Below are 15222 nucleotides of genomic sequence, written 5' to 3'. Positions count from 1 at the left end.
TTAGCGTGCGGTCAAAATCTGCAGGCGGCTGCCCACGCGTTCTGCGCGGTCAGAAACTTCACCGACCCACTCGATGATCTTGTAAAGGAAGATCACATCCACCGGCGGTAGCTGGCTCTCCAGCTCGAAAAGTTGACGACGAATCGCCACCTGCTGGCTGTCGGCCTGGTGTTCGAGGGTGTGCAGTTCGCGGATCATGTTCTGCATGACATCGGAAACGTTGCGACCAAAACCGGATTCCAGCAGGTCTTTCAACTCTTCCAGCGCTTGGCGCGCTTGGGCCACGCAGGCCACACTGGTGCGCATGTAGTCGCGCATCGGCTCGGCCAGTTCGTTGGGCACGCGCATTTTACGGCCCAGCATGATGCCGGTAATGTCGCGCACTTTGTTGGCAATTTTGTCCTGCACGCTGATCAAATCGAGCAGGTCGGAGCGCGAGACGGGTAGGAACATGGTGTTCGGCAGGTTCAGCCGCAGCTCTGTCTTCAGGGTGTCGGCATCATGCTCTAAGCGCGTGACGTTCTCGCGCAGTTCCGCTGCCGTGTCCCAATCACCGGCCAGCGTTGCCTCGAAGAACGGCAGCAGTTGGTCGGCACATTCATTGGCCTTGACGATGTGGGCCAGCAACGGCTGGAATGGCGAGCGGCCAAACATCGCGGAAAAAGGGTTGGAGGTTACCATATAGCCTTTAGCCTGTTTTCGGGGAGCCTGGAAATGGCGGGCGCCAGTATAAAGAGTGCGTCCGCCGCCGTCATGAAAAGTTCACAATGTCATCAAAAATTAACCAAAATGTCACAATAATGAGGTGGCGATTGTCATGAAAGAGTCAACCAACGCACCAGCGCCCACCGAGGTGGAACTCAAGCTGGCACTGCCGCCCAGCCAGCTGTCAGCGCTGTTACACCACTCCGTCCTTGCGGGCACGCAGCCGGTTCAGCAGCGGCTTGCCAACACCTACTTTGACACCCCGGCGGGCGATCTTGCCGCCGCGCAGGTGGCCGTACGCCTGCGCAACATCGACCAGCAGGTGCTGCAAACCGTCAAAACGGCGGGCCAGGGCGGCGGCGGGCTCTCTAGCCGCGAGGAGTGGGAGTGGCCTGTACCGACCGCCGACCTAGACCAAGCGGCACTGGCCAAGCTGCCGCCGTTTCAAGGCGCGCTGGGCGAGTGCATTGCGGCGCTGCGCCCCACATTGAGCACCGATTTCACACGCCGTAGCTGGCCATTGGTATGGCAAGGCAGCCATATCGAGCTGGTGCTGGATGAAGGGGAGATCGTCTGCGGTCGCGCGCGTGCGCCCATTTGCGAGGTGGAGCTGGAGCTGAAAGCGGGCGACCCTGCGGCGCTATGGACGCTCGCCGTCGAGCTGGCCAGCGACGTACCGCTGCGCCCTTCCGATACCAGCAAGGCGGCGCGTGGCAACGCCCTTGGGCGCCAGCAGTGGCCACTACCCGCCGCAACGCGCCCTGCCGAATGGCTACACCGCGCCACTGTCGCGCTGGATGCCTACCACGACAGCCAAGACGCGGCGCACCTCAGCGCCGCACAGCAGGCCTTGGATGCGCTGGCCCAGCATCCGCAGCTCGATGGCGCAGCACGAAGCGAGGCCGCCACGCTGCCTAGCGCGCTGGATAGCCAAGGCATGCCATCCACCGCGTATGGCGTGGCTGCGTTAAATCTGGCCCGTCGCTTGGCTCACGAAACCGCGCTACGCTAACGACACTGCACGATTGATTAAGCCTACTTCAGGATGACGCGATGAGCTTTCCTCTCACTCCCGGTGCCGACGGACTTCGCACCCGGCTGTTCCACCTTATCTTCGAATCCGATACGCCGGGGGCAAAGGCGTTCGACATTGCGCTGATCGTCGCTATTCTGCTGAGCGTGACGGTGATTTTGCTGGGCAGCATCGAGATCTATGCCGAGCGTTACGGGCATATCTTCTTCTACATCGAGTGGGCATTCACGCTGCTGTTTAGCCTGGAGCTGCTGGTGCGCCTCTACTGCCTGGAGCGCCCCACGGTCTACCTCAAGAGCTTTTACGGTATCGTCGATGTCGTGGCGATCATCCCTACCTGGCTGGTGCTACTGGTGCCGGGGGCGCATGGGCTGGTGATCGTGCGAATTCTGCGCGTGCTGCGCATCTTCCGCATTTTGCGGCTGATGGAGTTCGTGGGGGAAGGCAGGCTACTGCTGGATGCACTCAAGCGCAGCCTGCGCCAAATTCTGCTCTTTTTCAGCAGCATTCTCATGGTCGTCACGCTGTTTGCCGCGTTGATGTACACCATCGAATCGCCGGAAGCGGGCTTTACCAGCATTCCCATGTCGATGTACTGGGCCATCGTGAGCATGACCACCGTGGGCTATGGCGATATCGTGCCGGCCACGTCGCTGGGCAAGGCGATTACCGTCATTCTGATGCTGATTGGTTACTCGATCATCGCCGTGCCCACCGGGGTGTTTTCTGCCCAGGTGATTCGCTCGATTCGTGAAGACCGGTATTCGGAAGAGGCCTGCCCCGGGTGTGGCCATGACCGCCATGAAAAGCGCGCCCGCTACTGTCTGCGCTGCGGCACCTGGCTGGATGAAAATAGCGAAGACCCGCGCAAGAAAGCGCAGAAAAAGGATGACGATCCCGACGACGAAGCCCCGAGCGATTCGTAGCGCTCTGGCAAGACGACGGGGGCGCTAAGCGCCCCCGTCGTGTAGACGCGTTTGCGTGTCAATCTTGAAACGGCGTAATGTCGCCACGCCCTTCCCGCACGATTTTCGGCGGCAGTTCACGCAGGTCGATCACGCTGGTGGGATCGAGGTGGCAAGCGCCGCCGTCGATGATCAGGTCGAGGTGAGCGCCAAAGCGGTCGCGAATCTCCTCGGGGTCGCTCATCGGCAGCGCTTCACCCACGGGAATGAGCGTCACGCTCATCAGCGGTTCACCCAGCGCTTCGAGCAGCGCATGGGTAATCCGGTGGTCGGGCACCCGCACGCCGATGGAGCGACGTTTGGGGTGCAGCAGCAGGCGCGGCACCTCGGTGGTGGCATCCAGAATGTAGGTGTAGGGGCCGGGCGTATGGGCCTTCAGCAGCCGGAACACGGCGTTATCCACTTTGGCGTAAGTGCCAATTTCCGAGAGATCCGAACACACCAGGGTGAAGTTATGCTTGTCATCCAGCGAGCGCAGCCATTTGATCTTTTCGATGGCCTTTTTCTCGCCTAGATGGCAGCCCAGCGCATAGCCCGAGTCCGTGGGGTACGCCACCACGCCGCCTTTGCGAATGATCTCGGTGGCTTGGTCGATTAGCCGCTTTTGCGGGTTTTCCGGATGTATTTGAAAATATTGGCTCATCGATGACTCCTGGTCAGCATGGGGATGTCTTTCAGCGTAGCTGATCCCGCCGCTTAGCACCCGCGGGCGAGCATGCCGCTGGGGGCGTCACGCAGGTGCGCCAAGCGGGGGTGTTGCCAAATCGGCGGCGCGGCGGTGCGGGGCACCGGGCTCATACTGCCAGGGGCCGCGTGGCTACCGGGAAAGTGAAAATCGCTGCCCATTGAGGCGTACAGCGACCGCTCGACCAGTTGGCGCGCCAGGTCGCGGGTGGTATCGGGGTTTTGCTGTCCACTCACCAGCTCCACGCCTTGGCCACCGGCCTCCATAAAGGCATCCATCAACAGTCCGCGCTTGCGCCGAGTGAGCCCGTAGCGCAGCGGATGAGCCAGCACGGCCACCCCGCCAGAAGCGACGACCCACCCGACCGCTTCGCTGATCTCCGGCCAGTGGGCTTTGACATCGCCCTTCTTGCCGCTGCCCAAGTAGCGCTTGAACGCGCCAGCCCAGTCGGCCACCACGCCCTCCGCCACGAGCGCTCGAGCAAAATCGGGCCGCCCTAGCGGGCGGTCGCTGCCTGCCTGGGCGCGGGCTTTTTCCAGGGCGTTGGGGAGGCCCATTTTTTCTAGCCGCTCGGCGATCACGTCGGCGCGTTTGATGCGCGCGTCTCGCTGGCGTTCGAGCCCGTCGATCAACGGCCCTTGCAGGCCACCCGGCACCAGCGCGACCACGTGGATGTTGATGCCCTGCCAGCGAGTGGATAACTCGCAACCTGGCACTAGGCAGAGCCCTGCCTGCTGGGCAGCGTGGCTCGCTTCTTCCACGCCGTCCATGGTGTCGTGGTCCGTCAGCGCCATATGGGTCAAACCGCGTTCAGCGCACAAGGCCACCAGTTCAGCAGGCGAAAGCGCTCCGTCAGAAGCAGTTGAGTGCATGTGCAGATCCACCGTGTAACGCTGGTCGGCATCGAAGGCGGTGGGCAGTACAGTCGCAAGAGCGTTAGGAAGTAGTGGCATTAGCATGACGCCGTGTGGCGAGTTTGTCAGAATAGGCGTGTACAACACGAACAAGCTCGCCATGGTGCGCGCTAACCGGGGTGCGGTCAATGTGTTGACCTGGGCGACAGCGTCGCCACTGCCCCTGCCTTCAAGGAGTTATCCCCATGCTTTACGGCATTATCAGTGAAGACGTTGCCAACAGCTTAGAGCGCCGCTTGGCGGCTCGCCCTGACCATCTAGCGCGCCTCGAAGAGCTGCGCGATGAGGGGCGGCTCATTTTGGCAGGGCCGCACCCAGCCATCGATTCCGATAACCCCGGCGATGCGGGCTTCACCGGCAGCTTGGTGGTGGCGGAATTCGACAGTTTAGAGGACGCTCAGGCCTGGGCAGACGCCGACCCATACATCATCGCAGGGGTCTATGCCAAGGTAATTGTTAAGCCGTTCAAAAAAGTTTTGCCTTGACCCTTTGAGGCGAGTGTGGAGGGTCCGCCCGCTTTTTCACAGAGCCTGTGGAAAACTCTGTGAAAACCCGGCGGACGCTTTTCTATAAGCCAGAGATAGCGCCCCGATTAACAAATTGATCATTTTTTAACCAACCATTCATCACCCACGGATGCCCGCGTGACTCAACGCTCGACTCAAGCCCCACCCTTGCCACCGCTGGCGGCATTAAGCGCCCCGCAGCTCACCTGGAACGACACGTCACCCCACTCGGACGCCTTCGATGACGTCTATTTTTCCCGTGAGGATGGCCGTGCAGAAACCGAGCACGTGTTCTTGGGAGCGAACCGGCTGCCGGAGCGCTTTGCGGCGTGGCAGGCATCGCGGGCGTTCGTGATCGGCGAAACGGGCTTTGGCACCGGGTTGAACATGCTATGCGCCTGGGCCTGTTTCGAGCAGCACGCTCCAGAGGGCGCGCGGCTGCATCTGTTATCCACAGAAAAATTTCCGTTGAGCCGGGAAGCGTTGACGCGTGCGCTCAGCGCCTGGCCCTCGTTGGCGAGTTATTCACAAGCGCTGTGCGCTCTTTGGCCCGACGCGGTCAGCGGTATTCACCGTTTACACTTAAGCGAACGTGTCACCCTCGACCTTCACTTTGGCGACACCACCGAACGACTCGATCTGCTGGACGGCCAGGTGGACGCTTGGTTTCTCGATGGCTTTGCGCCCTCGAAAAACCCGGACATGTGGCAACCGGCGCTCTTCGAGGCCATGGCCGCTCGGTCTCGCCCGGGGGCGACGTTCGCTACCTTTACCTGCGCGGGCATCGTCAAGCGCGGTCTAAAGGCGGCAGGCTTCCACTGGAAGAAAGTGCCGGGTTTTGGCCGTAAGCGAGAGATGCTGGCCGGTGGTATTGACACGCCCCCCTCGGATTCGCGGCGCAGTGTCACCCCCTGGTTCACGCCCCCCGCTCACCACGACTCACCCCATGTGGTGGTCATCGGGGCAGGCCTGGCGGGTAGCAGCGTGGCGGCGGCGCTGGCCAAGCGCGGTAAACGGGTGACGGTGATCGAGCGCGAAGCGCCAGGCGCGGGGGGGTCCGGCAATCGCCAGGGGGCGCTCTACGTGAAGCTGGCGGTGGATACCAATCTACAGAGCCGGTTCTATTTAGCGGGGCTTCTCTACAGCCAGCGACGGTTTGAACAACTGGCAGCGGCTCATCCGCAGGAGCCGCCACTTTGGCGGTCGTGCGGGGTGGTGCAACTGGCGCTCAGCGACAAAGAGGCCACGCGCCAACAGCGCTTCATGGCCCATCACCCGCTGCCCGCCTCCGTCGTCGCATCACGCACCGACACGCTCAGCGAGCTGGCGGGCGTGGCGGTCTCGGCCTCCCAGGGGCTCTACTATCCACAAGCGGGATGGGCACAGCCAAAGCGACTCTGCGAGCAGTGGTTGCAACACGACCGCATTACCGTGCAGCAAGGCGAAGTCACCGGGCTGACGCAGACAGCGGGACATGCACCGTCGTGGCAGGTCACGCTGGCCAACGGGGAGAGGCTACAGGCCGACCACGTGGTGATCGCCACGGCGTCGCTGGCGAACCGGTTTGCCCAAACCGCCGAGCTGCCGCTGCAGCAGGTACGTGGCCAGGTCAGCGAGCTAACGCTGCCAGAAGGCACCCAGACGCCGGATAAAGTGGTGTGCGCGGGAGGCTATGTGTCGCCGCCCATCGAGAACGTACTGACCTTTGGTGCGAGCTTCGTTCCCAACGACGCGACAAATCACGTCATCGACGAAGAGCACCAGCGCAATATCGACGAATTACGCCAGGCGCTGCCAGCGTGGGTGGCCGCGCTTGAGGCCTCCGGCGTTGCGTTACGCCCTGAGGCGCTGGAAGGCCGGGCAGCGGTACGAGCCGCCAGCCCCGATAAAACCCCTTATGCGGGGCCAGTGCCCAACGCGGCGGCGTGGCAACGAGATTATGCCGTGCTGCGCAAAGATGCCTCGAAAGTGCCGTCTACCCCCGGTGAACACTACCCAGGGCTGTGGATATCCACCGCCCACGGCTCACGGGGGCTGGCGAGCGCACCGCTGTGTGCGGAAGTCATCGCATCGCGCCTTTGCGATGAGCCGCTGCCCATCGAGCAGCCGCTGGTGGACCATCTTCATCCAGGGCGGCGGCTGATCAGCGCGCTAGTGCGGGCTCAGTAATCGCCCTCTTCCTCGTCATCCGCCAACTCTCGCCCAAAGGAGCGCCATTGGGCGAGAGTCATTACTTCGGTCATCTCGAGCTCTAGGTCGTGGGCAATGATCAGCTCGTGACGGTCAAGCTGCTGCTTGAGCTCGGCGACCCAACCGCTCATCCCTTCTCCGGTATCGGTGGTGTCGTACCCTTGGCGGGTGACGAAGGCTTCCAGTAGCGCAGTGAGTGTTTCCGGCGGCAGCATGCGCGCCGGAACTTCGATAAAACGGCTCATTCGCTCTGCTCCCAGGCGGCTAAACGCTCGATGAACGTGGCTTCGTCGATCACCTCGACCCCCAACTGCTCGGCTTTAGTGAGCTTGCTGCCGGCGGCTTCACCCGCCACTAGGCAGGTGGTTTTTTTCGATACGCTGCCCGCTACTTTGGCCCCCAGGGCTTGCAGCCGCGCCTTGCCTTCGTCGCGGGTCATGCTGTCCATCGCCCCGGTCAGCACCCAGGTTTGGCCCTCCAGCGGCGTTGGGCCTTGCGTGACCTCTGCCTCTTGCCAGATCAAGCCTGCGTCGATCAACGCTTGCAGCGTTTCCAAGTTATGGGGCTGGCGGAAGAAGGTGTGGATATGCGCCGCCACGACGGGGCCCACGTCATTGACCGCCTCCAGCGCCGCCAGATCGGCATCTTGTAACGCTTGCAGCGTACCGAAGTGGTTGGCCACATTGGCCGCCGTGGCTTCGCCCACCTCACGGATACCCAGCGCGTAGATGAACCGCGCTAGCGTGGTCTGCTTGGCCTTTTCCAGCGCGTTGACCAAGTTGGTGGCGGACTTTTCGCCCATGCGCGGCAGGCTCTTCAACTGATCGACGCTGAGATGAAATAGATCGGCAGGGGTTTTCACCCACTCCTGATCCACTAACTGTTCAATCAGCTTCTCGCCCAGGCCGTCGATATCCAGCGCTTTCCGGCTGGCAAAGTGTTTTAGCGCCTCTTTACGCTGGGCGGCGCAGTAAAGCCCTCCGGAGCAGCGGGCCACGGCTTCGCCCTCGAGACGCTCGATGTCCGAACCGCACACGGGGCAGTGATCGGGGAAAGTAATCGCGCGGGCATCCGCCGGGCGCTTCTCCTCGTCCACGCGCACCACTTGGGGGATGACATCGCCCGCGCGGCGAATTGCTACCGTATCGCCTATCATCACGCCCAGGCGGGTAATCTCATCGGCATTGTGCAACGTGGCGTTAGAAACCGTCACCCCCGCGACGGTAACCGGCGCCAGCCGGGCGACCGGCGTGATGGCCCCGGTGCGGCCGACCTGAAACTCCACATCGTTGAGGGTGGTGACTTCCTCCTGAGCGGGGAATTTAAACGCCACCGCCCAGCGCGGCGCGCGGGCAACGAAGCCCAGTTCCCGCTGGTGGCGCAGGTCGTTGACCTTGATCACCACGCCATCGATGTCATACCCGAGTTGGTCGCGCTTTTCACCGAGCTGTTCGCAGTAATCGGCCACCGCGTCCGGGCCGAACAGAGTCGTCAGTTCCGCGCTGGTGCGAAAGCCTAGGGTGGATAAACGGGCCATCAGCGCACTGTGGGTGGCATCGCCCAAGTCGGGTTCCAAGCGTGCTGCTTGGTAGGCGTGGAACTCCAACGGTCGGGTCGCCGTAATGCGCGGGTCGAGCTGACGCAGGCTGCCAGCGGCGGCGTTGCGCGGGTTGGCAAAGACTTTGCTGCCCTCTTCTCTAGCGCGCTCATTGAGTGCTTCAAAGCCAACGTGGCGCATAATCACTTCACCGCGCACTTCCAACAACTCAGGCACGCTTTTACCCATGAGCTTAAGCGGCACCGAGCGCAGGGTACGCAGGTTGGAGGTAATGCCTTCCCCCGTACGGCCATCTCCCCGCGTCGCGCCGCTGACCAGTACGCCCTGCTCATACACCAACGATACCGCTGCGCCATCCAATTTCGGCTCGCAGCTAAACTCGATCTCGCTGGCTTGGCACTCCAAACGCTCCGCGACGCGCTCGGCAAAGGCCGCTATGTCGTCACGGCTAAAGGCATTATCCAACGACAGCATGGGAATGGCGTGGGCCACTTCGGGGAAACCTTCTGCTGGGGCGGCACCGACTCGCTGAGTGGGCGAATCCGGGGAAATCAGCTCGGGATGATCGCTCTCCAACTGCGTCAAGCGCTGCAGCTTACGGTCGTAGTCAGCGTCGGTTAACGTCGGCTCGTCCAGGACGTAATAGCGGTGATTGGCGTCATCGAGATCGGCACGCAGTTGGCTGATCTCTTCCAGCAAGGTGGGGTCAGGCTGACTCATTCAGAGATTCCGAAGACAGATAAACAGGCATTTAGTAACAAAAACACCCGCCTTCTGGAAGAAGGCGGGTGTCGGCGCAACGCAGCGATTAACGCGCCTGCAGTTGGCGGTGCAAACGGTGGCGACGTTCGAATTCGTGCACCCGCTGACGGGCAAACTCGATGGTTTGTGCCGTCATGACGCTGCGGTTTTCATCTTTCAACTCGCCGCCCATGTGGCGCACTACCACCATGGCGGTTTCGACCATGGCTTCGAAAGCTGCCGAGCTATCCACCGCGCCGGGTAGCGGCATCAGGAACGTAATGCCGGGAGTGACGAATTCGTCCATCTCTTCGATGGGGAACGTACCGGGCTTGAGCACGTTGACCATCGAGAACTGTAGCTCGCTGTCCGGGCTTTCCGTTTCGAAGCGGTGGAAAACGCCCATGGTCCGGCTATACCGTAGCCCACAGGCCATGATGAGTTCGAGCAGTTTGCCACCATCGAAACCATCGGGGTCGCGGGAGAGCACGCTGATGACGACCATTTCCTCGGCGCTGGCCAGCGTCTCTTTGGCGTGTTCGCCGTTTACATCGTGCCGCAGAGCCTTTTCCAAGGTCGGGTGCGCGCGTACGACGCTGTCCTGCGCCGCGTAAGTCTCTTCATAGTCGTCATCGAAGCCTTGGTAATGCTCTTCGTAGCGTCTCGCGCTGTCATCGTAGTCATCAAGCGCAGGCGCTGACGGCACCGCTTCACGTTTGGCAGCGGCGTCGTGAGCGGCGGCTTCGCGAGCCTGGGCTTTCTCTTGAGCGATACGCGCTTTTTCAGCGTCAGCGGCCTGTTTGGCCTCACGACGCTGCTCGGCTTCCAGCGCTTTGCGCTCGGCTTTTTGCTTGGCCAAGGCTTCGGCACGCTTGGCTTTTTCGGCCTTCTTGATGGCCTTCTCTTTGCGACGCTCGATGATACGGCGCTTGAACGAGCGCCCGATACCTTCGAAATCGACCAGACGATACTCATCGATGTCGTCGTCATCCAGTTCGCGGTCGCCAACGGTCTCTTCGCGCAGTTGGCGGCGTTTGGGAGCGTCGGACGCGTGCTTGGCAAACACGGCATCTTCAGGCTCGGCGCGCAGCACCGGTTCTGGGTCGAGGGTCGGTGTCGGCTCATCGGCAGCCGAGTCTTTAGAACGTGCGGGAGTTTCTTCTGTTACGGGCTCTGCTACGGGCGTTTCCGCCGTCGTCATGGGCGGCACGTCAGGCTGTGCAGGCGCAACGTCCTCGATAGGCTTGGCAACGGGGGCGTCGTCTACGGCGCGCATCGTAGGCGCGGCAGCCGGTGTCGTTTCCGGTTCGGGCGGCACAGAGGCCGACGCCGCAGTGGCAGACGGAGTCGGCTCGGCAGTGTTGGGCGGTTCGTGCTTGGCTGCCTGGGTATTGTCCGCGGCAAACAGGCTTGGCTCACGACGGGGTTCCGGCTTCGCCTCCTGCGTGACTGCATGTCGTTCGGCAGATACACGGGCAGCGGGTTCGGTGTGCGCGGCTGGCGAAGAGGGCTTGGCAGCCGACTTGCCAAACGAGCGACGAAAATCCGACAGCACTTTGGACGGTCCAGGATGCTCTTGACGTTTGAGCTTGGGTTTTTGCCCCAGCCCACTGTAGTCGGCGGGCTTGACCACCCGAGCACCGCCGTTTGGCAGCTCCCAATTGATCTCGGCTTCTTTCGCCTCGTCGTCTAACTCGTCTAGCTTCGCGGTCGGCAAATCCTTTACCGCTTGGTCTAGCCGGGGCACACGACGCTGACGCTGGAGCCTACGCACACCGTCGACAACGATTAGCGAAACCAGTGCCAGTCCTAGAATGATTAACCACTCTCTTAATTCCATGTCGAGCATTCCATGGGTCATCTAACCGGTTACTAGGGCACAGTGCGCGGCACTGCGCCAGAATATGGGAACCTTCTTATAAATCGATATTTAGCACCAAGCATAGCGCGGTTGCTACGAAAAGAGCCAATTTTTGCTGATTTTCACACGTTTGAGCCGCTAAGGGAGCTTTTTAGGCGAATTTTTCGACCTTATCAACCATCAAAAGTGCCCTTTCCGCGTTATTCCATCTCTGATATGGGTGGCCAAGCGCGGAGTGCCGTGTGAGGCCGCTACCCACTCAGTTCACCCTATTTAAACGTTATGCTAGTGAATGTTTTTCACTATCGCTAGTTTCTTATGAACGCATTGCGCTTTCACGACAGGCAATGATTCGCAAGCGATAAGCGGGACTTAAGCCTATACGGCCGCGACGATCCCACCGCCAACACCACGTTTTTTCAACAACCTGCTGTTATCAAAGCATTTCGTGGGCATGGCGTTACTATCCGCTTGCGCTGGCACACCCAGGTGACAGGCACGCATTGGCAAATAAGGAAACTCTTGGGAAGTCGCAACACGGCGCAGCCATGGGCCATACGCCCTATTCGACCAACTCGGCGGCCTCATCGATACCCACGGAAACCAAACGTGAAACGCCGGGCTCTTGCATGGTGACCCCCATCAGGCGCTCGGCGGCTTCCATGGCAATCTTGTTGTGGGTGATATAGATGAACTGCACGCTTTCGGACATCTCTTTCACCAGCTTGGCGTAGCGGCCAACGTTGGCGTCATCCAGCGGAGCGTCGACCTCATCCAGCATACAGAACGGGGCCGGGTTGAGCTGGAAGATGGCAAAGACCAGCGACAGCGCAGTCAGCGCTTTTTCCCCACCAGATAGCAGGTGAATCGTGCTGTTCTTCTTACCCGGCGGTCGGGCCATGATGGCCACGCCGGTTTCCAACAGGTCATCACCGGTCAGCGTCAGCCACGCCGCCCCACCGCCAAACACACGGGGAAAGAGCGTTTGCAGGCCGTTATTGACCTGATCGAACGTCTCCCGGAAACGGACGCGAGTTTCTTGATCGATCCGCTTGATCGCCCGCTCCAGCGTTTCGAGGGCTTCGGTGAGCTCGGCATGCTGGGCTTCGAGGTAGTTACGCCGCTCGGCCTGCTGATCGTACTCCTCAATGGCCGCGAGGTTGATCGCCCCCAGGCGGCGGATTTTTTCCGAGGTACTTTCCAAGCGCTCTTGCCAAGCAAGTTCGCTGGCGTCGCTGGGCAACGTACTGGCGAGCGCATCGGCATCGTGGCCTAGTTCTGCTAACTGCTCATCCTGGGTCGCTGCTTTGAGCGCCAGCGCCTGCACGTCCATGCGGCGCTGCTGGAGCTGTTCGCGGCTCTGTTCCAGATTACGCTCATGCTGCTGGCGGGCTAACTCATCGTTGCGCAGCTGCTCGGCCAGCGCTTGGGCCTGCTGGCGCGTCTCGTTGAGCCGACGTTCCTGCTGTTCGCGCTGGTGAAGCAGCTCTTCGAGCTCCTCAGCGGCCAGCTCGTCAGGCTCGACCAGCATTTCACGGGACTCTTCCAGCTCGGCAATACGCAGTGAGAGGCGCTCTTCGGTATCGCTTGAGCGGGACTGCTGCGCGCGCAGGCTGTCGCGTTCGGCTTTTAAGCGCTCACGTTCCAAGGCCAGCGCCTGCTGCCGCGCTTTGAGCGGGGCATGCTGTTGGTTGAGCTGCTCACGCTGCTCACGCTGGCGGTGGCGCTGTTCGGCGCTGGTTTCGCGGGCTTCTGCGGCGGTTTCCAGTTGCTCCATAGCCGTGTGCCAACGAGCGCGCTGCTCTTCTAAAGTAAGCGTTAACTCCGCCTCATCTTCTTGCAGCTGGGCCAGTTCGTCGTCCAGCTCCGTGGCGCGACTGGAGAGATGCTCAAGGCGTTGGGCAAGCCGCTGCTCTTGCACCGCTAGTTGTTGGCGGGTGGCCGCATGGTCACGCTCCTGCTCCGCCTGCTGCTCACGGGTCAGTTCTAACGTTTCAATCGCCTCGTTGGCGGCTTCGCACTGTTCATCCAAGAGCGCCAGCGCCTCTTCCGCCCGCTCACGCTCTGCGGCTAGCTCCTCAAAGCGGCGACGCGTCACCAATAGCGCATCGACACCCTCGCCGTTCGACTGCTGGTGCAGCCAACCGCGACCGCGCCATACGCCGTCTTGGCTGACCACACTCTCACCAGGGGCAAGCATAGGCAACAGCGCTTCGGCCGCCTCGGCGGTATCAACATAGTGAATACTTGCTAACCACTCCGTTAGCGCGCCTGCGCCTTTCACCAAATCGCTGAGGCGATTGCCTGCGCCCGCCGTGGCTGTGGAAGGCGGCGCTTGATCAATCAAGCACCACTCCGTCGCTAGCGCTTCGGGCAGCGCGTTTAGCTGATGGGCGGCTACCAGTCGGGCGTTTAACCAAGGGGCGAGTAGCCAGGAAATAACCCGCTCCCAGCCTTGGCTGACCGAAATGGCTTCACCCAAGCGGGGTGCATCAGCAAGGCCATGAGCGGCAAGCGTTTCGCTTAGCTGAGGGTCGTGATCGGCCAGAGCGGCATCCATCAGCGCCTGCAGCGAAGCAAGTTCACCCTGCTGCTGGCTAAGCGCAGCGCGTTGCTCGTCACGGGAAGTTACCGCTTGCTGGTAGGCGCTTTTGGCATCGCTGTAGCGCTGCTGCCACTGTTCTCGCTCCACTTGGAAGGCGTCGGCACGTTGGTCGGCTTCTTCCAGGCGGGCTTGGTATTCGGCGTGCTCGTTTTGTAACGCGGTCATGTCGGCCAGCTCGCCGCGCTGCTGGCGGCGGCGCTGCCCTTCTGCCTGCAGGCGGGCAATACGTTGTTCTAAATCACGCAGTTGGTCTTGGCTACGGTCGGCATCGCGGCTGGCCTCGCGCCAGCGGTTTTCGGCGTCGGCCCACTGCTGTTCGGCGGCTTCCAGCGCTGGCGTTGCGTCGGCCAGGGTTTGCTCGAGCATTTCGAGCTGCTCTTCCAGCGCTTCATGCTCGGGCAGCAGCTCCTCAAAGCGCTCGTCGATCACCGTGAGCCGCTCCTGGTCGCCCTCGCTGACCTGGCGCTGCTCGTCGAGATCCCGTCGGGCGGTGGCAATGTCATTGGCCAACTGCGCTTCGCGGCTGCGGCGGTGGGCCTGGTCCTGCTCTAAGCGGGCAATGCGCGTGGTGGTTTCATAAAACTGCTGCTGGTGGCGGTCCAACACTTCGGCCAGCTCGTCGTGCTGTTCGCGGGCCTGCTCCAGGCGGGTTTCACACTGGCGCACGCCAAACACGTCTTTCTCGACGGCAATTTCCAGCTCGCGGACACGGCTCTCTTGGTGGGACTGTTCGGCCCGCAGGGTGCGGCCGCGCAACAGCGCCAGCTCGCCTTTTAAGCGGTACTCCTGCTGCTTGAGCTCTTGGTAGCGCTTGGCGGCTTCCGCTTGGCGCTTGAGGCGTTCGAGCTGTTTATCCAGCTCTTCGCGAATGTCGTCCAGGCGCTCCAGGTTCTCCTGGGTGCGCCGCATGCGGTTTTCGGTTTCCCGACGGCGCTCTTTGTACTTGGAGATCCCCGCGGCTTCTTCGAGGGTGGCGCGAAGGTCATCCGGGCGCGCTTCGATCAGCCGCGAGATCATGCCCTGGCCGATAATGGCGTAGGAGCGCGGGCCTAGGCCGGTCCCCATGAACAGGTCGGCGATATCCCGGCGGCGGCACTTCTGGCCGTTGAAGAAGTAGTTGGACTGGCCATCCCGGGTCACCAGGCGTTTGACGGCAATTTCTGAGTACTGGGCGTACAAACCGCCCATGCCGCCATCGCGGTTATCGAACTTCAGCTCGATAGAGGCCTGCCCTACCGGCTTACGCCCGGTAGAGCCGTTGAAGATAACGTCGGCCATGGATTCGCCGCGCAGGGTTTTGGCGGAGGACTCCCCCATCACCCAGCGCACGGCGTCGATAATATTGGATTTACCGCAGCCGTTCGGCCCGACGATGGCCGTCATATTGCCATCGAAGGGCACGGTGACCGGATCAACAAAGGACTTGAACCCAACAAGACGAATAGAGGTTAAGCGCATT

General features: G+C 61.5%; 11 protein-coding genes. 4 read left to right on the top strand and 7 right to left on the bottom strand.

What is annotated here, in order from left to right; genetic code table 11:
* Positions 1-681: a TIGR00153 family protein gene (locus NH398_RS03960; RefSeq protein ID WP_159341268.1), complete on the bottom strand. Its 681-nt coding sequence runs from the start codon at positions 679-681 to the stop codon at positions 1-3.
* Between the two features lie 136 nt (positions 682-817).
* Between NH398_RS03960 and NH398_RS03955 the strand changes: the two genes are divergently transcribed.
* Both NH398_RS03955 and NH398_RS03950 read left to right on the top strand, forming a co-directional pair.
* Complete coding sequence (locus tag NH398_RS03955; protein ID WP_253016675.1) at positions 818-1717, top strand: CYTH domain-containing protein; 900 nt, start codon at positions 818-820, stop codon at positions 1715-1717.
* Between the two features lie 41 nt (positions 1718-1758).
* Positions 1759-2664, top strand: coding sequence for an ion transporter (locus NH398_RS03950; RefSeq protein WP_159341266.1), 906 nt, complete (start codon positions 1759-1761; stop codon positions 2662-2664).
* Positions 2665-2722: 58 nt separating this feature from the next.
* Here the strand turns inward: NH398_RS03950 and NH398_RS03945 are convergent, their stop codons facing one another.
* Positions 2723-3346, bottom strand: a complete 624-nt coding sequence (locus tag NH398_RS03945; RefSeq protein WP_159341265.1) for an L-threonylcarbamoyladenylate synthase — start codon at positions 3344-3346, stop codon at positions 2723-2725.
* 53 nt (positions 3347-3399) lie between these two features.
* Entirely contained in the window at positions 3400-4341 is a 942-nt protein-coding gene (locus tag NH398_RS03940; RefSeq protein ID WP_253016673.1) for a PHP domain-containing protein, read from the bottom strand.
* A gap of 146 nt (positions 4342-4487) precedes the next feature.
* Between NH398_RS03940 and NH398_RS03935 the strand changes: the two genes are divergently transcribed.
* Both NH398_RS03935 and mnmC read left to right on the top strand, forming a co-directional pair.
* Positions 4488-4787 carry a YciI family protein gene (locus tag NH398_RS03935; RefSeq protein ID WP_253016671.1) on the top strand — a complete coding sequence of 100 codons (300 nt, stop codon included), beginning with the start codon at positions 4488-4490 and terminating at the stop codon, positions 4785-4787.
* A 159-nt stretch (positions 4788-4946) separates the two neighbouring features.
* Positions 4947-6977: a bifunctional tRNA (5-methylaminomethyl-2-thiouridine)(34)-methyltransferase MnmD/FAD-dependent 5-carboxymethylaminomethyl-2-thiouridine(34) oxidoreductase MnmC gene (mnmC, locus tag NH398_RS03930; RefSeq protein WP_253016669.1), complete on the top strand. Its 2031-nt coding sequence runs from the start codon at positions 4947-4949 to the stop codon at positions 6975-6977.
* Here mnmC and NH398_RS03925 read toward each other — a convergent pair.
* The 4 genes from NH398_RS03925 to smc all read right to left on the bottom strand — a co-directional run bounded on the left by NH398_RS03925 (position 6971) and on the right by smc (position 15221).
* Positions 6971-7243 (bottom strand): YheU family protein, encoded by a 273-nt coding sequence (locus NH398_RS03925; protein WP_044629984.1) that lies wholly within the window; start codon positions 7241-7243, stop codon positions 6971-6973. The two genes, mnmC and NH398_RS03925, sit on opposite strands and share 7 nt — an antisense overlap.
* Positions 7240-9276 carry an NAD-dependent DNA ligase LigA gene (gene ligA / locus NH398_RS03920; RefSeq protein ID WP_253016667.1) on the bottom strand — a complete coding sequence of 679 codons (2037 nt, stop codon included), beginning with the start codon at positions 9274-9276 and terminating at the stop codon, positions 7240-7242. The genes NH398_RS03925 and ligA overlap by 4 nt, the downstream gene beginning before the upstream one ends.
* A gap of 88 nt (positions 9277-9364) precedes the next feature.
* The gene (gene zipA, locus NH398_RS03915) at positions 9365-11137 is read right to left on the bottom strand and encodes a cell division protein ZipA (RefSeq protein WP_253016665.1); all 1773 of its coding nucleotides are present in this window, start codon (positions 11135-11137) and stop codon (positions 9365-9367) included.
* Positions 11138-11720: 583 nt separating this feature from the next.
* Positions 11721-15221, bottom strand: coding sequence for a chromosome segregation protein SMC (smc, locus tag NH398_RS03910; protein ID WP_253016663.1), 3501 nt, complete (start codon positions 15219-15221; stop codon positions 11721-11723).
* Position 15222 lies beyond the last annotated feature (1 nt).

This window comes from Halomonas sp. CnH100-B (assembly GCF_024124605.1).
Lineage (GTDB): Bacteria > Pseudomonadota > Gammaproteobacteria > Pseudomonadales > Halomonadaceae > Vreelandella.
Note: the sequence above shows the minus strand (reverse complement) of the source record. Positions and strands in the feature narration are given on the sequence as shown.